This is a genomic window from Kitasatospora sp. NPDC094016, assembly GCF_040304045.1.
Lineage (GTDB): Bacteria > Actinomycetota > Actinomycetes > Streptomycetales > Streptomycetaceae > Kitasatospora.
Genome location: NZ_JBEOUK010000048.1, coordinates 1 through 19,620 on the forward strand (window position 1 = coordinate 1; position 19,620 = coordinate 19,620).

Below are 19,620 nucleotides of genomic sequence, written 5' to 3' on the forward strand. Positions count from 1 at the left end.
CGCTCGGCACGGAGCTTCCTGGGCCCCTGCGGCTGCCGGTCCTCGCGGATCTCGAAGGTCATTGCACTCCCCAGCTGGGGTGTTGCAACGATCCCTAGAACTCAAGCTGGACGGCGCGGGGCTCCGCCGTTGCCCGGGGCCGCCCGTCGTCCGCCCGTCGTCCGCCTGCTTCCGGCCGCGCCCACCCGTCCGGGGCCGCGACGGCCGCGCCTGGCTGCGTCGAACATCACCAGCGTTTCGCCGGGCCATGGCATGCGCGGGGGCTGGCGAACGGGGATGCTGGAGCGGTGATGGACGAGACCGACTTCTGGCAGATGATCGACGAGACCCGGGAGGACGCCGACGGCGATCCGGACGAGCAGGCCGACCGGCTGGTGGAACGGCTGGTCCAGCTGACCCCGGACGACGTCATCGACTTCGCCCGGCTGTTCGAGGCCCGGTTCCAGCGGGCCTACCGCCACGATCTCTGGGGCGCCGCCTACCTGCTGCTGGACGGCGCCTCCGACGACACCTTCGACTACTTCCGCTGCTGGCTGATCGGCCAGGGCCGGGACGTCTTCGAGGGCGCTCTGTTCGAGCCGGACGACCTGGCGGACCTGCTGCCCGAGTTCGACGAGGAGGAGGACGGCGAGGCCGAGGACCTCGGCTACGCCGCCGACGAGGCGTACGAGCAGCTGACCGGACTGCCGCTGCCCGAGGTGGGCGGGCGACAGTCCGGCCGACCGGCCGGGGCCGCGCTGGACTTCGACGACCCGGACGTCATGGCGAAACGGTTTCCCAAGCTCTGGGAGCGCTACGGGGATTAGGACAGCCGAAGGTTCTGTCCGACCGGACGGCGCGTCAGACACGCCCCCGGCATGAGCGGGGCCGGACGCGTCAGGCGGTGCTGCCGCCGCCGGACGTGCCGTCCTGCTTGACGCCCTTGAGGATCTGGTCCAGCGCGGACGCGTCCGGCGCGCTCGGGGTATCGTCCACCCCGCCCTCGAACACCACGAAGCCGCCGCCCTTGGCCGGGACGGCGGCCAGCAGGACGTAGCCCTGGGTGCCGTCCGCGGTGCGGATGTGCCAGCGCACGGCGTAGCCGGACACGCCCGCGACGGTCGTGTAGCCGGAGCCGGAGTCGGTGTGCGAGCTGATCCCGGTGAAGATCTGGCCGGCGTACGCGGGCATCGTGGCCTCGGCGGCCGCCTTGGCGGTGACGCCCTGGACGGTGTCCTTCTCGACCGAGAACTGGCCGCGGATGCAGGAGTTGCCGTCCGGGCAGGTGTAGCTGCCTGTGCCCAGGTAGACCGTGGAGTGCGGGGAATTGGGCGCCACGTCCCAGCCGTCGAGCACCGGGACGGTGATCGCGTGCTGGGCGTCCGGGACGGTGCTCCTGACGGTCGGCGCCGGCTTGGGCGCGGGCGTCGGGGCGGACGTGCCCGCCGTGGGGCTCGGGGCGGGGCCGCTCCGGGTGATGGTGACCGTCGGGTTCGGGGCCGGGTCGGCCTGCGGGGAGCCGCCGCCGCTGAGCACGATCCCGGCGGCGATCCCGCCCACGGCCAGGACGGCGACCGCGATGCCGATGACCAGGCCGGGCCTCACCCGGCGGGGCGCCGGCTGCTGCGGCGGGTAGCCCGGCGCCGGGTAGCCGTAGCCCGCGCCTTGGGCGGGGTAGCCGTCCTGGGCCGGGTAGTAGCCGTCCTGGCCCGGGCGGTAGCCGTCCTGGCCCGGGTAGCCGTAGCCCGGGGCAGGGGCGCTGCCCGGGTAGCCGTGGCCGGGGGCGTCCTGCGGGCCGCCGTAGCCGTACCCGGGCTGCTGGCCGGGGGGCTGCCAGCCCTGGGTGGGGGCGTCGGCGAGGTGGCCGACGCCGCCCTGGAGCGGGCGTACCTCGCTGGTCCAGGCGTTGCCGTCCCACCAGCGCTCGTGACCGGGGGTGCCGTCCGCACCGGGGACCGGGTACCACCCGGGGGGCGTCGAGTTGCTCACGGCCGTACGGTACCCGGCGGGGTGCTGGTCCAGACAGAGCGGATCGGTCACGACTCTGCACCACCCGCCACCCCCTGACGAATCGTCAGACATTGCGGGCGGCAAGGCCGGTCGGGCAGGTCAGTCCGCCAGGCGGCGGGCCATCAGGATGCCGTCCACGTAGGAGCCGTCGATCAGGAACTCCTCCGCCAGCGAGCCCTCGACGCCGAAGCCGCAGCCCTCGTAGAGGCGGCGGGCCGGGGCGTTCCAGCCGAGCACCCCCAGGGTGATCCTGCGGGCGCCCGCGGCCCGGGCGGCCTCGCAGGCCGCCTCGACCAAGCGCCGGCCGACACCCCGGCCGCGGACCGTGTCGTCGACGGCCAGACCCTGGATCTGCCGGACGTGCCGGTTGCTGGCCAGCGGACTCGGCGGGACTTGGCGGATGTAGCCGACGAGCCGGCGGTCCAGGAAGGCGAGCAGGTACTGCTCCGGGGTGTGCCGCTCGTCGAAGATCCCGCCCTCCTCGGGCGGCCGCGGGGAGACCTCGGACAGCGGGGACCAGGCGGCGCGGTTGAGGACGACGAGTTCGCCCTCGTCCTCGGGCCGCGCCGGGCGGATGATCAGATCGTCCTCGTACATGCGCGTCATGCTAATGAGACGCACCTCGACATGACAGGGCATTGGGACCTGGGAGGATGGACGCATGCGCATCGCTGTCACAGGCTCCACGGGATTGATCGGTTCGGCTCTCGTCCGCTCCCTGCTGGCGGACGGCCACGAGGTGGTCCGGCTGGTCCGGCGCCACTCCGGGACGGGCCCGCAGCCCGACGGCAGCACGGCCATCGGCTGGAACCCGCTGCTCGGCCAGGTCGAGCAGGACGGACTGGCCGGGGTCGAGGCGGTCGTGCACCTGGCCGGCGCCGGGGTCGGCGACCACCGCTGGACGGACGCCTACAAGCGGGAGATCCGGGAGAGCCGGGCACTCGGCACCGAGACGCTGGCCGTCGCACTGGCCGCGCTCAAGGAACCGCCCCGGGTGCTGGTCAGCGCCTCCGCGGTCGGCTGGTACGGGCAGACCGGCGACCGGGTGATCGACGAGGACGCCCCCGCCGGCGACGACTTCCTGGCCGAGGTCTGCGTGGAGTGGGAGGCGGCCGCGCGGCCGGCCGAGCTGGCCGGCATCCGGGTCGTCCACCCGCGCACCGGGATGGTGCTGTCCGCGGCCGGCGGGGCCGGCGCGCGGCTGTTCCCGCTGTTCAAGCTGGGGCTGGGCGGGCGGCTCGGCGACGGGCGGCAGTACTGGAGCTTCATCTCGCTGGCCGACCAGGTCGCCGCGCTGCGGTTCCTGATCGACCGGGACGACCTCTCCGGCCCCGTCAACCTCACCGCGCCCGATCCCGTCACCAACGCCGAGCTGACGGCGGCGCTCGGGCGGGTGCTCCGGCGGCCGACCCCGTTCCCGGTGCCGGAGGCGGTGCTCAAGGTGGTGCTCGGCGAGCTGGCGGTCGAGGTGGTCGGCAGCCACCGGGTGGTGCCGCGGCGGCTGCTGGACGCGGGCTTCCGCTTCGCGCACCCGAACGTGGACGCGGCGGTGCGCGCGGCGCTGTGAGTGGCAGTGCTCTCGACGCTGTGAGTGGCGGTGCTCGCGCTGCTGTGAGCGGCGGTGCTCGCGGTGCGCTCGGCACTGTGAGTTGTCACTGGGGGCGACCGGCGGCGCGGAACCCTGCCGTCCGCCGCGGGTTTCCGGCACGGGCTGCGCGGCGGGGTTCCGGTACGTCCCGCCGCGTACGGCGGCTACGGCATTCGCCCTGGCCAGGGGCATATGCCGGGCGGAGATCGGGTGGGGGTCGGACGGGGCTCCGGGAGGGGGCGCATGGGAGCACACACCAGGCGCGTCGCACGCCCCCGGTGACCGTGCGCGCCCGCCGACCCCGGAACCCGGCCCCAACGGCGCACTGTCCGTGACCGCGCTCCCGCCCGGTGCCGCACGCCCCCTCTCGCCCCTTGGATCGGGCCCGATGCGCTTGTCTGATGCTCACACTGACTGGGCATCACACCGTCGGACCGTGTCCCGGCACCCCGCTGCCTGCGTCGGCCGGAGCCCCGGGACCAGGGAGGGAGCACGCCAGTGCCCACATACGACTTCACCCGCCGCGCCCGCCGCCCGTCCGACCCTGACGTCATCGTCATCGGCGCCGGACTCGCCGGTCTGGCCGCCGCACGCACGCTCACCGGCCGCGGCCTCACCGTGCAGATCCTTGAGGCCACGGACCGGATCGGCGGCCGGATGGCCACCCGCGAACTGGACGGATTCCGGCTCGACGACGGCAGCCACCTGCTGAACACCGCCTTCCCCGAACTTCGCCGCGTCCTCGACCTCGACCGCCTCGACCTGCGCCCGCTCGCCGCCGGAGTCCTCGTGCACAGCGCCGGCCGCCGCTACCGCACCGGGGACCCGCAGCTCACCACCGCCCGGCAGGCCGCCACCCGCGCCCCACTCGGCAGCCCGCTGGACAAGGCCCGGCTCGGCAGCTGGCTCGGCCGGCTCGCCACCACCCCCGCCAGCCGGCTCAAGGCCCGCCCGGAGACCACCACCGCCCGCGCGCTGGCCGGCCACGGACTCGCCCCGCGCACCCTCGACGGCTTCCTGCGGCCACTGCTCAGCGCGCTGCTCAGTGACCCCGCCCTCGGCACCAGCAGCCGGATCGCCGACCTGGTCCTGCGCTCCTACGCGCGCGGACGGCTCTGTCTGCCCGCCAGCGGGATCGCTGCCGTGCCGGCCCAGCTGGCCACCACCCTGCCCGCCGGCACCGTACGCACCGGGGTGCAGGTCACCTCGATCACCGCCGATGGCGTGGAGACCGTCGCCCACGGGCGGATCGGCGCCCAGGCCGTCGTCCTCGCCACCGACGCCCGCTCCGCCGCCGAACTGCTGCCCGGGCTGCGGCTGCCGGACTTCCACCCCGTCACGACCTTCTACCACGCGGCCGACCGCACCCCGCTGGGCGAGGCCGTCCTGCTGCTCGACGGCAACCGGCCCGGCGGGCAGCCGCCGCTGGTCTCGCACTCGCTGGTGCTCAGCGAACTGCACCCCTCCTACGCCCCCGCCGGACAGGCACTGATCGCCACCACCGTGCTCGGGCGGCGCTCCTTCGACGCGGGCGGACCGGCCGGGCTGGAACCGGTGGTCCGGGCCCGGCTCGCCGAGCTGTACGGCACCTCGACCACCGGCTGGCAGTTCCTGAACGTGCGGCACGTCCCGGACGCGCTGCCCGCGATGCCGCCGCCGCACAACCCCCGGCGCCCGGTCCGGGTGCTGGCCGGGCTGTACGTCGCCGGGGACCACCGGGACACCAGCACCGTGCAGGGCGCGCTGGTCTCCGGGCGGCGGGCGGCGCAGGCGGTGCTGCGTGACCTCGGCGTCCCGGCCAGCGCCCGGGAGGCCGAGGCGGCGGCCTGAGCCTGGCGGGCTCCGGGTCTGGCTCCCGCTCCGGCTCCGGGTCTGGCTCCGGCTCCGGCTCCGGCTCCCACTCCCGCTCCCGCTCCCGCTCCCGCTCCCGGGACACGCTGACGACCTGCCGGTGGGTGACGGAGCGGCGGCATGCCAGGATGCCGACATGACCGCTCATCGGATGATTTACACCGTACGGCCGGTTGCGCGGTGAGCGCCGCCGTCCAGCCGGTGGCCCTGATCCTGATCCCCGCCGCGGCCGTCGCCGCGCCGCTGCTCGCCGACCGCCTGCTGCGGTGGATCGCCGTCCCGACCGTCGTGTTCGAGATCCTGCTCGGCGTCCTGATCGGCCCCGACGTCCTGAACTGGGCGCACGTCGACGACCTGGTCAACGCGCTCTCCCAGTTCGGCCTGGCCATGCTGATGTTCCTGGCCGGGTACGAGATCGACTTCGCCAAGCTGCGCGGCGGCCCGCTGAAACGGGCGGGCACCGCGTGGCTGGTCTCGCTCGTGCTGGCGCTCGGCGTGGGCGCGCTGGTCAACCGGGATCCGCTGAACGGCGCCTTCGCCGGGCTCGCGCTCACCACCACCGCCCTCGGGACCATCCTGCCGATCCTCCGCGACTCCGGCGAACTGCCCACTCCCTTCGGCTCGTCGGTGATGGCCACCGGGGCGGTCGGCGAGTTCGGGCCGATCATCGCGATCGCCGTCCTGCTCAGCGGCAACTCCCCGGTCCGGACGGCCGTCATCCTCGGCGCCTTCGCGGTGATCACCGCCGCCGCCGTCCTCGGCGCACGCCGTCCCCGGCCCGCCTGGGCCACCCGGCTCATCGAGCGCACCCTGCGCACCTCGGGGCAGTTCGCGGTCCGGGCGGTGATCCTGGTGCTCGCCGTCATGGTGGCCGCCGCGATCTGGCTCGACCTGGACATGCTGCTCGGCGCCTTCACCGCCGGGATCGTCTCCCGGCTGCTGCTCTCCGACATCCGCCGGGCCGAGGAGGAGGTGATCGCGGCCAAGCTGGAGAGCATCGGCTTCGGTTTCCTGGTGCCGGTGTTCTTCGTGGTCAGCGGGATGAACTTCGACCTGGCCGCCCTGCTGGACGACCCCGGCACGATACTGCTCGTCCCGGTGTTCCTGCTGCTGCTCCTGGCCGTGCGCGGGCTGCCCGCCGGGCTGCTCGCCCCGGCCGGACTCGGCCGGCGGGACCGCACGGCGCTCGGGCTCTACGGCGCGACGGCGCTGCCGCTGGTCGTGGTGATCACCACCATCGAGGTGGACGACGGCCATCTGCCGTCCTCGACGGCGGCCGCGCTGGTCGGCGCCGGCATGCTCTCGGTGCTGGTGTTCCCGCTGGTGGCGCAGCGGGTGCGTGGCGGCGTCCGGCCGCCCGTGCCGGAGGCCGGGCAGCCGCGCGTCCGGGCCGAGAGCTGGTGAGCCGCTTCGCTCCCGTCCGCCGCCGGAACACTCGGTGCCTGTGCCGGAGCCGGTGCCGGGCGGATGGGCCCTTCGGCCCGGGGCGGACCCGGGCCGGACGGGTTTCCAGGGCCGCCGGGGCTCGCCCGACCGGCCCCTCTTCGACGGGTCCTCAGATCACGCCGGCCTGGCGGGCCGTCTCCTCGAAGGCGCGGGCCACCGGGCTGCCCCGGTAGGGGGTGAGGCGGCGGTGGAAGTCCCGGACGTACTCCAGCGAGCGGGCCGAGCGCATCTCCCCCGCCGCCCGCAGCGCGTCGGTGGCCATGGTGCAGGCCTCGTCGAGGTCCCCCATGCCGAGCCGGGCGGTGGCCAGCACCAGCCGGCAGAAGATCCGGCTGCGCGCGTAGGCGGGCGAGCGCAGCCGCAGCGACTTCTCGGCGTGTTGCGCGGAGGTGCGCCACTGCTGGAGGTCGCGGTAGCAGTGGGCGAACTCGTCGGAGAGCTGGGCCTCGTCGAAGTACCGCGCCCAGGAGGGCAGTTCGTCGCCGACCCGGGCTGCGGCCAGTGCCCGCTCGGAGCGCACCAGGGCGGTGGTGCAGGCCCGGACGTCGCCCAGCAGGCCGTGCCCGCGCGCCTCGGCGGTGTGCATCAGCGACTGGACCACCGGCGGCACGGCGGTGCCCACGCCCTGTTGGGCGACCCTGGCCAGTTGGACGGCCTCCCGGCCGTGGCCCAGGTGGACGGCCTGCTGGCTCATCGTCACCAGGACGTACCCGCCGAGCGCGCGGTCCCCGGCGGCCTGGGACAGGCGCAGCGCCTGGACGAAGTAGCGCTGGGCGAGGCCGTGCGCGGCGATGTCGAAGGACGTCCAGCCGGCCAGCCTGGTCAGGTCGGCGACGGCGCCGAACAGCGCCCGGCCGATCTGCTCGCCGTAGCGGCCGCGCAGCATCGGCTCGGCCTCGCTCTCCAGGTAGCGGACCAGCGCCTGCCGGGCGTGCCCGCCGCCGTAGGCGTGATCGAGCGCCCGGAAGAGGTCGCCGACGGCGCGGATGGCGGCGATGTCGCCGCGGCCGACCCGCAGGGCGGGGCGCGACTCGCGGGCCGGTTCGGTGTACGGCGGCTCGACGGCGATCGGCGGGCGCCGGCTCTGGGTGGGCACCCGGCCGATGGTGGGCCCGGCGGGGCCGGCCGCGCCCGGCACGGGGCGCATGCCGGGGGCTCCGAGGTGGGCCTGGCCGCGCGCCGGGCTCGGAGGGGGAGCGCCGGGCGCGGGGGGCACGCTCTGGGCGGGCGCGGCGGATGCGGCGGATGCCGCGGTGCCGGTGGTGGCGGTGGTGGCGGTGGGCGGGCCGGTGGCGGCGTCGGGACGGGCCATCGTCGAGCCGTCCCGGGCGACGCGCTCGTCGGTGCGGCCGATCAGCCAGTCCCGGCTGGGGACGACCAGGCCCGCCGGGGTGAAGGCGATCCGGCGCAGTTCGGACTGCGGGCCGTTGTCCTTGCGCCACATGCTCGCCACGATGTCCACCGCCTCCTGCGGGGTCTCGGCGAACTCCAGGCCCGCGTACACCGGGGCGCAGGCGTCCAGGCCGAGGTCCTGGGCGGTGAGGCGGCGGCCGAGGCGGCGGGTGAAGACCTCGGCGATCAGCGCGGGGGTGGCGCCGCGGGGCTGCTGACCGCGCAGCCAGCGGGTGACCGAGGTCTTGTCGTAGCGCAGGTCGAGGCCGTGCTCCAGGCCGAGCTGGTCGACCCGGCGGGCCAGGCCCGCGTGCGAGAAGCCGGCTTCCTCGATGAGCGTGGCGAGCTGGCCGTTCTGCGGGGCCGGGCCGGAGTGCCCGGAGTGGCCGCCGACCGGCCCGGGGGCGGCGGGTTCGTGCCGGTCGGTTGTGGCCTGCGCGGGCAGCCGCAGTTCGTCGGCGGTCGGGGCGTCGGCGGTCAGGGCGTCGGGGGCGTCCGGCAGGGCCCGGCCGACCGGGCCTCGGTGGTGGCCGAGCGGGTCGAGCGGTCCGTACGCCGGGCTGTCGGTTGCAGGCCGTTGGGGCATGTCAGTCAACACCTCTCGGACGTCGCACCGGGCTCTACCAGCACTTCGGCTGCCTGGGGCGGCGCCCCCTGTCGGGAATCGGCGTGAATGTAGCGAGCATTCGGGCGCTATGGGTGGATCTGACCGAGCAATCCTCCGAACGGGTGAAGCAATCGCGCCCATTGTGGGGAAGCGCGGTCGGCGCGGGTTTGGCCTTTCGTGGTCGAACCGTCGATCGACCATCGTGGCGGTGAACACCACAGCCAACCGGGATGCTGTGGTGGACCACCACATGGGAGCCGGGCCCCCTGGTTTCCTAGCGTTCTCGGCCATGGACACCACTACAGCCCGCCCGCTCGACGGCCGGACGGCCCTGGTCACCGGGGCCGCCTCGGGCATCGGCCGGGCCTGCGCCGAGGCCTTCGCCGGGGCCGGCGCCCGGGTCTACGTCGTCGACCTCGCGGCCGGCCCGGCCCGGGAGCTCGCGGAGCGGATCGGCGGCCAGGCCGTCGTCGCGGACCTCGCCGACCCGGAGGCCGTGGAGGCCCTGCCGGCCGACGCCGACATCGTGGTCAACAACGCCGGTCTCCAACACGTCGCGCCCGTCCACGAGTTCCCGCCCGACCGCTTCACCCTCATCCAACGCGTCATGGTCGAGGCGCCGTTCCGCATCCTGCGCCGCACTCTCCCGCACATGTACGAGCGGGAGTGGGGCCGGGTGGTCAACATCTCCTCCGTCCACGGCCTGCGGGCCAGCGCCTTCAAGTCCGCCTACGTCACCGCCAAGCACGCGCTGGAGGGCCTCAGCAAGACCGTCGCCCTGGAGGGCGCCCCCTACGGCGTCACCAGCAACTGCATCAACCCGGGCTACGTCCGAACTCCCCTGGTGGAGAAGCAGATCGCGAGCCAGGCGCTCGCCCACGGCATCCGCGAGGACGAGGTCGTCGAGCAGATCATGCTCGAACGCACGGCCGTCAAGCGGCTCATCGAGCCCGAGGAGATCGCCCAACTCGCCCTCTGGCTCTGCTCGCCGCCCGCCTCCTACATCACCGGCGCCAGCCTCCCCGTCGACGGCGGCTGGACGGCGCACTGAGCGGCGGCACCTGGCCGTCCTCCCCAGGCCGACCCCCGGGACTGTGTGGGCGGCCCACATAGTCCCGGGGAACGCGCCTCCCTACCTTGTGGCGACGTCCCTTGGGGCGACATCCTCCCCCCGGCCCGGAAGTGGTGACCATGAACGCCTCCGCACCAGCCACGGCAGCCACCCGCTCACTCCCTCGGGTCGTGGCCGCCAGCCTCATCGGGACCACCATCGAGTGGTACGACTACTTCTTGTACGGAACAGCGGCCGCGCTGGTGTTCAACAAGCTGTTCTTCCCGAACACCGACCCGCTGACGGGGACGCTGCTGTCCTTCCTCACCTACGCGATCGGGTTCGCCGCGCGACCGATCGGGGCGCTGGTGTTCGGGCACTTCGGGGACCGGGTCGGGCGGAAGAAGCTGCTCGTCGTCAGCCTGCTGCTGATGGGCGGGTCGACCACGCTGATCGGGGTGCTGCCCACCTACAGCTCCATCGGGGCGGCGGCGCCGGTGCTGTTGACGGTGCTGCGCCTGGTGCAGGGCTTCGCGCTCGGCGGGGAGTGGGGCGGGGCGGTGCTGCTGGTGTCCGAGCACGGGGACCAGCGGCGGCGCGGGTTCTGGGCGTCGTGGCCGCAGGGCGGGGCGCCGGCCGGGAACCTGCTGGCGGCGGGGGTGCTGTCGCTGCTGACGGCGGTGCTGTCGGAGGACGCGTTCCTGTCGTGGGGGTGGCGGGTACCGTTCCTGCTGTCGGCGGTGCTGGTCGGGGTCGGGCTGTGGATCCGGCTGGCGGTGGACGAGTCGCCGCTGTTCAAGCAGGCGCTGGCGGCCCAGCAGCAGCGGAAGGCCGCCGAACAGCCGCCACTGGTGGCGGTGTTGCGCAACCACTGGCGGGAGGTGCTGGTGGCGATGGGCGCCCGGATGGCGGAGAACATCTCGTACTACGTGATGACCACGTTCGTACTGACGTACGCCGTCACCCACGCGCACTTCTCCAAGCAGACCGCGCTGAACGCCGTACTGATCGGCTCGGCGATCCAGTTCGGGCTGATCCCGCTGTTCGGAGCGCTGTCCGACCGGGTCGGACGCAAGCCGGTGTACCTGGTGGGCGCCGTCGGGGTGGGCGTCTGGGCGTTCGTCTTCTTCGGGCTGGTGGACACCAGGTCGTTCGGACAGCTGGTGGTCGCGGTGACGGTCGGGCTGGTCTTCCACAGCGCGATGTACGCACCGCAGGCGGCGTTCTTCTCCGAGCTGTTCGCCACCCGGATGCGCTACTCGGGCGCCTCGATCGGGGCCCAGTTCGCCTCGGTGGCCGCCGGCGCACCCGCACCGCTGATCGCGACCGCGCTGCTCAAGGACTACGGCAACGCCACCCCGATCTCGGTGTACGTGGCGATCGCGGCGGCGATCACCGTGCTGGCGGTGCTGTGCGGGCGGGAGACCAGGGGCAGCGACCTGGCGGACGTCGAGGCGGCGGTGGAGGCGGAGGCCGCCGCCGTGGCGGCCAAGCCCGCCACCGCCTGACGGCGGAGCCGCTACGATCGCGCTTCCGCCGGACCCGACGCCGATTGGCGGCACGCACCATGAACCACCCTCACGAAAGCGCCGCGCCCGCGCTGCGGCGGCTGCTCGACCTGCTCGCCTCCGGCGCCGCCACCGAGGACTTCGCCGACGTGCTGGCCGACGCCCGCCGCCGCGGGGCGCCGGCCGCCGTCCTCGCCGAGATCGACGACGCCACCTGGCAGGCCCTGCGGGTGCACCGCACACTGCGTCAACACCGGCGCCGGGAGGCGGAGTTGACCGCCCTGTTCGACACCGCCGGGGACCTCGCCGCCTCCCGGGAGCTGGACACCGTGCTCCAGGCGATCGTCCGCCGCGCCCGAATGCTGCTCGGCACCGACACCGCGTACCTGACCCTGCCGGACGAGGCCGCGGGCGACACCTACATGCGGGTCACCGACGGTTCGGTCTCCGTCCTGTTCCAGACCCTGCGGCTCAGCCTCGGCCACGGCCTGGGCGGCCTGGTCGCGCAGACCGCCCGCCCGTACGCCACCCCCGACTACCGCACCGATGAACGGTTCCACCACACCGGCACGATCGACGCGGGCGTGCTCGACGAGGGCCTGGTGGCGATCATCGGGGTGCCGCTGCTGCTCGGCGGCGAGGTCATCGGGGTGCTGTTCGCCGCCGACCGCTCGCCCCGCGCCTTCTCCCCCGACGAGGTGGCGCTGCTGTGCACGCTGGCCGCGCACGCCGCGATCGCCCTGGACACCGCCAAGTCGCTGGCCGACACCCGGGCCGCGCTCGCCGAACTGAACAGCGCCAACGAACTGGTCCGCGCCCACTCGGCCGCCGTCCAGCGCGCCGAGCAGGCCCACGACCGGATCACCGACCTGGTGCTGCGCGGCGCCGAGGTCCCGGACGTCGCCGCCGCCGTCGCGGCCCTGCTGGGCGGCGAGATAGCGGTCCTCGACGCCGAGGGCGAGCCGCTGGCCGGGCGGTCCGCACCCGCCGGCGAACTGGCGGAGGCGGTCGCCGCGTCCCGGGCCGAGGGACGGTCCGTCCGGCACGGCGAGCTGTGGGTGTGCGCGGTGCTCGCCGGGCACGACACCCTCGGCACCCTGGTGCTGCGCGGACGCCCCGGCCTCGACGACGCGGACCGGCGGCTGTTCGAGCGGGCCGGCGTGGTGACCGCGCTGCTCCTGCTGCTGCGCCGCTCGGTGGCCGAGACCGAGAACAGGGTCCGCGGCGAACTGCTCACCGACCTGCTGACCGCCCCCGACCGCGATCCGGCCGGGCTCACCGCGCGCGGCCGCCGGCTCGGCGTCGACCTCGCCCGCCCGCACCTGGTCCTGGTCGCCGAACCGGCCGAACCCGCCGGGCCCCCCGTCCCCGACCGCGGCCGGCTGGCCGGCGCCGCTCGGCGGTACCTGTTCGGCTCCCGGGGCGTCAGCGCCGAACACGGCGAGGCGGTGGTGCTGCTGGTCCCGGAGGCCGGCGACCCGGAGGAGGCCGCGCGGCAGGCCGCCGAGCGGCTGACCCGGCTGGCCGGGTTCCCGGTCACCGTGGGCGCCGGCCGCCCGGCCGCCGGCCCGCCCGCGCTGGCCGCCTCGTACGCCGAGGGCCTGCGCTGCGTCCGGGCCCTGCGGGTGCTCGGCCGTGCCGGGGAGGGCGCCTCGGCCCGCGCGCTGGGCTTCCTCGGGGTGCTGCTCGGCGACGGGCACGACGTGGACGGCTTCGTCGGCTCGGCGCTCGGCCCGCTGCTCGCCTACGACGCCCGGCGCGGCACCGAACTGGTCCGCACCCTGCGCGCCTACTTCGACTGTGGCGGCAGCCTCACCCGCGCCAAGGACGAGCTGCACGTCCACGTGAACACCGTCGTCCAGCGGCTGGACCGGGTCGAGGCGCTGCTCGGCCCGGACTGGAACCACCCCGAGCGCTCGCTCGAACTCCAGCTGGCGCTGCGGCTGCAGTTGCTCGCGGGGGGCTGAGCGGTCCGGTTCGGCCTCCTGAACGGCCCGTACGGGCGGCTGAACCGTCCGTACGGGCGTGGGCGTACAGTGGCGAGGTTGGTCTCGAACGCCTGGCAAGGAGCGGCAGCGGTGAGCGAGAACGTGCGTTTCGTTCGAATGGGGACAGGCGAGGGCGCCATCGCCTACCAGGAGGCCTGGGAGGAGCAGCAGCGCCTCCACGCGCTGCGGGTCGCGGACGAGATCCCCGACACCGTGCTGCTGCTGGAGCACCAGCCCGTCTACACGATGGGCAAGCGCACCAACCCCGCCGACCTGCCGCTGGACGGCACCCCCGTGGTCGAGGTCAACCGGGGCGGGGAGATCACCTGGCACGGCCCCGGCCAGCTGGTCGGCTACCCCATCGTCAAGCTGCCCGACCCGATCGACGTGGTCGCCTACGTCCGCCGGCTGGAGGAGGCGCTGATCCGCGCCTGCGCCGGGTTCGGCGTCGGAACCACCCGGGTCGAGGGCCGCAGCGGCGTCTGGGTGCTGGGCGACTCCATCCCGGACGCCGTGGTGGACCCGGCGCAGGTGGTGGACATCGGCAAGCTCACCCTGCGGATGGGCCTGCCCCTGGGCATCGACCCGCGGCTGGCCGGCCCCGAGTACGCGCCGTCCAACGCCGGCCAGCGCGGCGACGACCGCAAGCTCGCCGCGATCGGCGTCCGGGTCGCCCGCGGGGTCACCATGCACGGCTTCGCGCTCAACTGCGACCCCGACATGACCTGGTTCGACCGGATCGTGCCGTGCGGCATCCGGGACGCCGGCGTGGCCTCGCTCGCCGGCGAGCTGGGGCGCGACTTCACCGTCGGCGAGGCGCTGCCGGTGGTCGAGCGGCACCTGGCGGACGTGTTCGCGGAGCTGCCCGAACCCGCACTCACCCGCTGACCCGGGCCCGGGTCCTCGCCCGGGCTCTTCCCCGGGGTCCGACTCCGGGCTCCACTCCGGATTGCCCCCGGGAATCTACCGGCCAGTAGCTCTGTTGCCCTGCGATTGCGGGGCGACAGGCCCCGCAAAGGCCTCACAACCACAGGCGTACCCTGGGGGTACCCCGTCTAGTTCTAGGAGTCGCACGTGTCCGCTGTCGCGCCCGACGGCAGGAAGCTGCTCCGCCTGGAGGTCCGCAACAGCGAGACCCCCATCGAGCGGAAGCCCGAGTGGATCAAGACCCGCGCGAAGATGGGGCCGGAGTACAACGCCCTCCAGTCGCTGGTGAAGAAGGAGGGGCTGCACACCGTCTGTCAGGAAGCCGGATGCCCCAACATCTTCGAGTGCTGGGAGGACCGCGAGGCGACCTTCCTCATCGGCGGTGACCAGTGCACCCGCCGCTGCGACTTCTGCCAGATCGACACCGGCAAGCCCGCCGATTTCGACCGGGACGAGCCGCGCCGGGTCGCCGAGTCCATCGTCACGATGGACCTCAACTACGCCACCATCACCGGTGTCGCCCGCGACGACCTGCCGGACGGCGGCGCCTGGCTGTACGCCGAGACCGTGCGCCAGGTGCACGCGCTGACCGCCGACCGCGCGACCGGCCGCACCGGCGTCGAGCTGCTGATCCCCGACTTCAACGCGGTGCCCGAGCAGCTGGCCGAGGTCTTCTCCTCCCGCCCCGAGGTGCTCGCGCACAACGTCGAGACGGTGCCGCGGATCTTCAAGCGGATCCGCCCGGCCTTCCGCTACGAGCGCTCGCTCGACGTCATCACCCAGGCCCGCGCGGCCGGGCTGGTCACCAAGTCCAACCTGATCCTCGGCATGGGCGAGACCCGCGAGGAGGTCAGCCAGGCGCTGGCCGACCTCGTCGGCGCCGGCTGCGAGCTGATCACCATCACCCAGTACCTGCGCCCCTCGCTGCGCCACCACCCGGTGGAGCGCTGGGTCAAGCCGCACGAGTTCGTCGAGCTCCAGCAGGAGGCCGAGGAGCTGGGCTTCGCCGGGGTCATGTCGGGCCCGCTGGTGCGCTCCTCCTACCGGGCCGGGCGACTGTACCGGCAGGCGCTGGAGCGGCGCGCGCAGGCCGCGGTCTGACCCAGTCGGATCGGCTGATCCGGTCGGGTCGGCTGGGCCAGTCGGGCTGATTGAGCCGGCAGATTCCGATGATCCTGCCGATCCGGTGCTTTTGAGCCACCCGGTATGCGAGCGAAAGGGCGGAGCCTCGGCTCCGCCCTTTCGGTTTCACCGCACTTTGACTGCCTGGTCACCGCCTGGTAACACGGGATGGTGACGATGGATTCGTTGCGATCGTTCGATTCTTCTCAGCCACGAGGGGAGCTGTTCGGCATGCGGATGCGTATCCGGTCGGTGGGGGTCGCGCTGCGGCTCGCCGAGAGCGTCCTGCTGGCCGGTGGCCAGCAGCAGGCCCGGCGCAACGCCTGGGCTGCGGTCTGCGAGAACCGCCAGTACGCGGCGGACCGCCGGCACGACACGCGGGCGGCGCCGACGTCACCGCCACGGCGGTGACGTTCTCGAATCGGCTCTCGACCCGGCTCTCGACGCGACCGCTCCGGAGGCCGTCCACCGTCGCCGACGGTCGCTGTGCGCGACGGCACAGGGCACACGAGTCACGGATCGAGGCGAACGGGTACCCGGGCTTGGATATCCCGTACCCGTGCCACGTACCATGAGCGTTATGGCGAGGGAAACATCCGAGAACCCCGGGCGACTGAAGCAGATCCGCCTGGCGTACACCATGACCAAGAAGGTCGACACCAAGATCGGCCTGATCATCGCCGGCGTCGGCCTGCTGACCTTCGGCGTGTTCCTCGCCATCGGCTTCGCAATCGACCACCCGATCTACCTGGGCATCCTGGGCTTCATCGTGGCCTTCCTGGCCATGGCGATCGTCTTCGGGCGCCGGGCCGAACGCGCGGCGTTCGGACAGATGGAGGGGCAGCCGGGCGCCGTTGCGGCGGTGCTGAACAACATCCGACGCGGCTGGAGCTCCAACTCCACCCCGGTCGCGGTCACCCGCAACCAGGACGCGGTCTACCGCGCGGTGGGCCGGGCCGGAATCGCGCTGATCGGCGAAGGCAACCCGAACCGGGTGCGCCAGCTGCTGGCCTCCGAGAAGAAGAAGATGGCCCGGGTCGTCGGCGACGTGCCGGTGCACGACATCGTGGTGGGTACCGGCGAGGGCGAGATCCCGCTCAAGAAGCTGCAGATCCACCTGATGCGACTGCCCCGCGCCATCACCGCGTCCCAGGTCACCGAGACCAACGACCGTCTGCGCGCCCTGGGCGACCTGCTCTCCAAGGCGCCGATCCCCAAGGGCCCGATGCCCAAGGGTGCCCGGATGCCCAAGGGCGGCCAGGCCCGCTGACGCTCCCCCGACCACAACACTGAACGGCCCCGCCGCGGAGATCCCGCGGCGGGGCCGTTCAGTGTTGTGCGGCAAGACCGTCCGGCCCTGGATCCGGACTGGGTCCGGGCCTCGACAGATCCCGACTAGAGCCCGACTAGATCCGGACCTCGACGGTGCCGACCGCCTTGTCGTGCAGACCGCGGGTGTCGCGGTCCCAGACCAGCGGCGGCACCACCAGGCAGAGCAGCAGGGTGCGCAGCAGCACCTGCGGGATGGTCGCGCGGCCGCCGTCCAGACGGATCACCCGGAGGCCGAACAGCCGCTTGCCGACGGTCGTCCCGGTGGTGGCGAGCAGCACCGCCGCGACCAGGAAGTAGAGCGGGCTGGTCCACAGGTTCGCCTCGGCCGGGCTGCCCTTGCCGATCAGCCCGTAGGCGATCAGGGCGACCAGCCAGCCGTCCACGAACAGGGCGCCGATCCGGCGGCCGGGGCCCGCGATCGAGCCGGGGCCCTCCTTGGGCAGGCCGAGGCGCTCGCCGCGGAAGCCGAAGTCGGCTCCCATCTTCTCGGCGGCCGCCTTCGGGCCGTCGATCCACGATCCCAACGCTTCTCTGGTGTCCACGAATCCACACTAACCGGGCGGCCCGTCCGGACCGCCACCGGCTCCCCCGAACGCCACGGGCGGGTGAATCGCGCCGCCGGAGCTTTCCAAGTGGTCCAGACCACTTATGGAGAGCCGAGCCTGACGGCGGTGCGTTTTGCCCCGTCCCGTACAGCTTTGCCACCCGATCGGCGGGCGTGGTTAACATTTATGAAACGACCGGGTCACCGGCCGGAAACGGCCCGTTCCTAGGGTGAGCCCCATTCGCACGCCGAGGAGGATGGATGTTCAACAACGCCGCCGAAGTGAAGCAGTTCATTCAGGACAACGACGTGAAGTTCGTCGATGTCCGCTTCTGCGACCTGCCTGGCGTCATGCAGCACTTCTCCGTACCTGCGGCGACCTTCGACCCGTCCGAGATCCTGATGTTCGACGGCTCGTCGATCCGCGGCTTCCAGGCCATCCACGAGTCCGACATGGCCCTGGTCCCGGACCTCGCCACGGCTCGGCTCGACCCCTTCCGGGTCGAGAAGCACCTCAACATCAACTTCTTCATCCAGGACCCGGTCACCGGCGAGGCCTACAGCCGCGACCCGCGCAACGTCGCCAAGAAGGCCGAGGCCTACCTCGCCTCCTCCGGCATCGCCGACACCGCGTTCTTCGGGCCCGAGGCCGAGTTCTACGTCTTCGACTCGGTCCGCTTCGAGACCAGCGCCAACGCGTCCTTCTACCACATCGACTCGGAGGCCGGCGCCTGGAACTCCGGCGCCGCCGAGGGCGACGTCCGCGGCTACAAGGTCAAGTACAAGGGCGGCTACTTCCCGACCCCGCCGGTGGACCACTTCGCCGACCTGCGGGCCGAGATGTCGCTCGAACTGGCCAAGTCCGGCCTTGAGGTCGAGCGCCAGCACCACGAGGTCGGCACGGCCGGCCAGGCCGAGATCAACTACAAGTTCAACACCCTGCTGCACGCCGCCGACGACCTGATGCTGTTCAAGTACATCATCAAGAACGTCGCCTGGCGCAACGGCAAGACGGCCACCTTCATGCCCAAGCCGATCTTCGGCGACAACGGCTCGGGCATGCACGTCCACCAGTCGCTGTGGACCGAGGGCTCGCCGCTCTTCTACGACGAGCAGGGCTACGCCGGCCTCTCCGACACCGCCCGCTACTACATCGGCGGCCTGCTCCGGCACGCCCCCTCGCTGCTGGCCTTCACCAACCCGTCGGTGAACTCCTACCACCGCCTGGTCCCGGGCTTCGAGGCGCCGGTCAACCTCGTCTACTCCCAGCGCAACCGCTCGGCCGCGATCCGCATCCCGATCACCGGCTCCAACGCCAAGGCCAAGCGCATCGAATTCCGCGCGCCCGACCCCTCCTCCAACCCGTACCTGGCCTTCGCCGCCATGCTGATGGCCGGCCTCGACGGCATCCGCAACAAGATCGAGCCGCTGGAGCCCGTCGACAAGGACCTCTACGAGCTGGCCCCCGAGGAGCACGCCAACGTCCCGCAGGTACCCGCCTCCCTCCCGGCCGTCCTCGACGCCCTGGAAGCCGACCACGAGTACCTGCTCGCCGGCAACGTCTTCACCCCGGACCTGATCGAGACCTGGATCGACTTCAAGCGCACCAACGAGATCGCCCCCATCGCCCTGCGCCCCCACCCGCACGAGTTCGAGCTGTACTACGACCTGTAGATCGCAGCTGCCAACCCGGAACCCCGTCGCCCTCGTCACAGAGGGCGGCGGGGTTTCGGGTTGGCAGCTGCGCGGGGCATCCGGGCGGACCGGACACCCGATCCGCCCGTGTCAGTCGCCCTCCGCAGTTCCCGCACGGCCGACGCGACGCGGCCTGACCGCGTCGGGTCGGGCTATTCGAGGTCGACGAAAAGCTCGGCCTCGAAGGCCCGGTGGGCCATCGGGCAGACCGGCTTCCAGAACTGGTCCAGCCGCACCTCCCCCGACGGGTTCGGGGTCGGCTCCGGCGCCGGGCGAGGCCGGCGGGGACGCCGGGGCGGCACCGTCGCCGTGGGCGGCCGGCGGTCCGCCGGCCGGGTGTTGCCGTTGTGCCCGATGCGCTTGCGCTGCGTCCGAATCATGGCGTTCTCCTTGATCACGTGTTGCGTCCTCCAACGCGCCGACGCGCCCCCAGACATTCGATTCCGCGCCTGTCGAGCAAATGTCCGAACATGCGGCGCTGATCGCTCCGACATTCGACACGGGAACCAGCCGGGTGAGGTAAGTGCAGCGTGACAGAAGGGCTACGGGTTGCCAACCCACAGGAGTTAACTGAACGTTA

The 19,620-nt window shown here is 73.1% G+C and carries 17 protein-coding genes; 12 read left to right on the top strand and 5 right to left on the bottom strand.

Annotation, left to right across the window (positions count from 1 at the left end; translation table 11 throughout):
• Positions 1 to 290: 290 nt before the first annotated feature.
• Positions 291 to 806 carry a DUF4240 domain-containing protein gene (locus tag ABT015_RS31575; protein ID WP_350885237.1) on the top strand — a complete coding sequence of 172 codons (516 nt, stop codon included), beginning with the start codon at positions 291 to 293 and terminating at the stop codon, positions 804 to 806.
• Between the two features lie 70 nt (positions 807 to 876).
• Here the strand turns inward: ABT015_RS31575 and ABT015_RS31580 are convergent, their stop codons facing one another.
• Positions 877 to 1,968: a DUF2510 domain-containing protein gene (locus tag ABT015_RS31580; protein WP_350885239.1), complete on the bottom strand. Its 1,092-nt coding sequence runs from the start codon at positions 1,966 to 1,968 to the stop codon at positions 877 to 879.
• Between the two features lie 120 nt (positions 1,969 to 2,088).
• Positions 2,089 to 2,586 (bottom strand): GNAT family N-acetyltransferase, encoded by a 498-nt coding sequence (locus ABT015_RS31585; RefSeq protein ID WP_350885241.1) that lies wholly within the window; start codon positions 2,584 to 2,586, stop codon positions 2,089 to 2,091.
• 64 nt (positions 2,587 to 2,650) lie between these two features.
• On the opposite strand from ABT015_RS31585, the gene ABT015_RS31590 reads away from it, so the two are divergent.
• The 3 genes from ABT015_RS31590 (at position 2,651) to ABT015_RS31600 (ending at position 6,832) form a co-directional block, all read left to right on the top strand.
• Positions 2,651 to 3,556, top strand: coding sequence for a TIGR01777 family oxidoreductase (locus ABT015_RS31590; RefSeq protein ID WP_350885243.1), 906 nt, complete (start codon positions 2,651 to 2,653; stop codon positions 3,554 to 3,556).
• A 519-nt stretch (positions 3,557 to 4,075) separates the two neighbouring features.
• Entirely contained in the window at positions 4,076 to 5,407 is a 1,332-nt protein-coding gene (locus ABT015_RS31595; protein ID WP_350885245.1) for an NAD(P)/FAD-dependent oxidoreductase, read from the top strand.
• Between the two features lie 201 nt (positions 5,408 to 5,608).
• Positions 5,609 to 6,832 carry a cation:proton antiporter gene (locus ABT015_RS31600; protein ID WP_350885247.1) on the top strand — a complete coding sequence of 408 codons (1,224 nt, stop codon included), beginning with the start codon at positions 5,609 to 5,611 and terminating at the stop codon, positions 6,830 to 6,832.
• Positions 6,833 to 6,983: 151 nt separating this feature from the next.
• Here ABT015_RS31600 and ABT015_RS31605 read toward each other — a convergent pair whose 3' ends face one another.
• Positions 6,984 to 8,852, bottom strand: a complete 1,869-nt coding sequence (locus ABT015_RS31605; RefSeq protein ID WP_350885249.1) for an NsdA family TPR-like regulatory protein — start codon at positions 8,850 to 8,852, stop codon at positions 6,984 to 6,986.
• A gap of 310 nt (positions 8,853 to 9,162) precedes the next feature.
• On the opposite strand from ABT015_RS31605, the gene ABT015_RS31610 reads away from it, so the two are divergent.
• From ABT015_RS31610 to ABT015_RS31640, 7 genes are all read left to right on the top strand, one after another.
• Positions 9,163 to 9,924 carry a 3-hydroxybutyrate dehydrogenase gene (locus tag ABT015_RS31610; RefSeq protein WP_350885251.1) on the top strand — a complete coding sequence of 254 codons (762 nt, stop codon included), beginning with the start codon at positions 9,163 to 9,165 and terminating at the stop codon, positions 9,922 to 9,924.
• A gap of 140 nt (positions 9,925 to 10,064) precedes the next feature.
• A complete protein-coding gene (locus ABT015_RS31615; RefSeq protein WP_350885253.1) occupies positions 10,065 to 11,432 on the top strand; it encodes an MFS transporter in 1,368 nt (455 codons plus the stop codon).
• A gap of 59 nt (positions 11,433 to 11,491) precedes the next feature.
• The gene (locus ABT015_RS31620; RefSeq protein WP_350885255.1) at positions 11,492 to 13,399 is read left to right on the top strand and encodes a helix-turn-helix domain-containing protein; all 1,908 of its coding nucleotides are present in this window, start codon (positions 11,492 to 11,494) and stop codon (positions 13,397 to 13,399) included.
• Between the two features lie 138 nt (positions 13,400 to 13,537).
• On the top strand, positions 13,538 to 14,308 hold the full coding sequence (gene lipB / locus ABT015_RS31625) for a lipoyl(octanoyl) transferase LipB (RefSeq protein ID WP_063347319.1): 771 nt from the start codon (positions 13,538 to 13,540) through the stop codon (positions 14,306 to 14,308).
• A gap of 186 nt (positions 14,309 to 14,494) precedes the next feature.
• Positions 14,495 to 15,448: a lipoyl synthase gene (locus ABT015_RS31630; protein ID WP_350885258.1), complete on the top strand. Its 954-nt coding sequence runs from the start codon at positions 14,495 to 14,497 to the stop codon at positions 15,446 to 15,448.
• A gap of 252 nt (positions 15,449 to 15,700) precedes the next feature.
• Complete coding sequence (locus tag ABT015_RS31635) at positions 15,701 to 15,880, top strand: hypothetical protein (RefSeq protein ID WP_350885260.1); 180 nt, start codon at positions 15,701 to 15,703, stop codon at positions 15,878 to 15,880.
• Positions 15,881 to 16,049: 169 nt separating this feature from the next.
• The gene (locus ABT015_RS31640) at positions 16,050 to 16,739 is read left to right on the top strand and encodes a DUF4191 domain-containing protein (RefSeq protein ID WP_063347321.1); all 690 of its coding nucleotides are present in this window, start codon (positions 16,050 to 16,052) and stop codon (positions 16,737 to 16,739) included.
• A gap of 136 nt (positions 16,740 to 16,875) precedes the next feature.
• Here ABT015_RS31640 and ABT015_RS31645 read toward each other — a convergent pair whose 3' ends face one another.
• Entirely contained in the window at positions 16,876 to 17,343 is a 468-nt protein-coding gene (locus ABT015_RS31645) for an RDD family protein (protein ID WP_350885262.1), read from the bottom strand.
• A 263-nt stretch (positions 17,344 to 17,606) separates the two neighbouring features.
• On the opposite strand from ABT015_RS31645, the gene glnA reads away from it, so the two are divergent.
• Complete coding sequence (gene glnA / locus ABT015_RS31650; protein WP_063347323.1) at positions 17,607 to 19,019, top strand: type I glutamate--ammonia ligase; 1,413 nt, start codon at positions 17,607 to 17,609, stop codon at positions 19,017 to 19,019.
• A 173-nt stretch (positions 19,020 to 19,192) separates the two neighbouring features.
• Here the strand turns inward: glnA and ABT015_RS31655 are convergent, their stop codons facing one another.
• Entirely contained in the window at positions 19,193 to 19,420 is a 228-nt protein-coding gene (locus ABT015_RS31655) for a hypothetical protein (RefSeq protein WP_350885264.1), read from the bottom strand.
• Positions 19,421 to 19,620 lie beyond the last annotated feature (200 nt).

What these genes read in the sequence shown, in the direction of transcription:
- glnA (WP_063347323.1), top strand. Translation starts at nt 17,607, where the DNA reads ATGTTCAACAACGCCGCCGAAGTGAAGCAGTTCATTCAGGACAACGAC.
- ABT015_RS31610 (WP_350885251.1), top strand. Translation starts at nt 9,163, where the DNA reads ATGGACACCACTACAGCCCGCCCGCTCGACGGCCGGACGGCCCTGGTC.
- ABT015_RS31590 (WP_350885243.1), top strand. Translation starts at nt 2,651, where the DNA reads ATGCGCATCGCTGTCACAGGCTCCACGGGATTGATCGGTTCGGCTCTC.
- ABT015_RS31655 (WP_350885264.1), bottom strand. Translation starts at nt 19,420, where the DNA reads ATGATTCGGACGCAGCGCAAGCGCATCGGGCACAACGGCAACACCCGG.
- ABT015_RS31620 (WP_350885255.1), top strand. Translation starts at nt 11,492, where the DNA reads ATGAACCACCCTCACGAAAGCGCCGCGCCCGCGCTGCGGCGGCTGCTC.
- ABT015_RS31605 (WP_350885249.1), bottom strand. Translation starts at nt 8,852, where the DNA reads ATGCCCCAACGGCCTGCAACCGACAGCCCGGCGTACGGACCGCTCGAC.
- ABT015_RS31585 (WP_350885241.1), bottom strand. Translation starts at nt 2,586, where the DNA reads ATGTACGAGGACGATCTGATCATCCGCCCGGCGCGGCCCGAGGACGAG.
- ABT015_RS31640 (WP_063347321.1), top strand. Translation starts at nt 16,050, where the DNA reads ATGGCGAGGGAAACATCCGAGAACCCCGGGCGACTGAAGCAGATCCGC.
- ABT015_RS31635 (WP_350885260.1), top strand. Translation starts at nt 15,701, where the DNA reads ATGCGGATGCGTATCCGGTCGGTGGGGGTCGCGCTGCGGCTCGCCGAG.
- lipB (WP_063347319.1), top strand. Translation starts at nt 13,538, where the DNA reads ATGGGGACAGGCGAGGGCGCCATCGCCTACCAGGAGGCCTGGGAGGAG.
- ABT015_RS31615 (WP_350885253.1), top strand. Translation starts at nt 10,065, where the DNA reads ATGAACGCCTCCGCACCAGCCACGGCAGCCACCCGCTCACTCCCTCGG.
- ABT015_RS31575 (WP_350885237.1), top strand. Translation starts at nt 291, where the DNA reads ATGGACGAGACCGACTTCTGGCAGATGATCGACGAGACCCGGGAGGAC.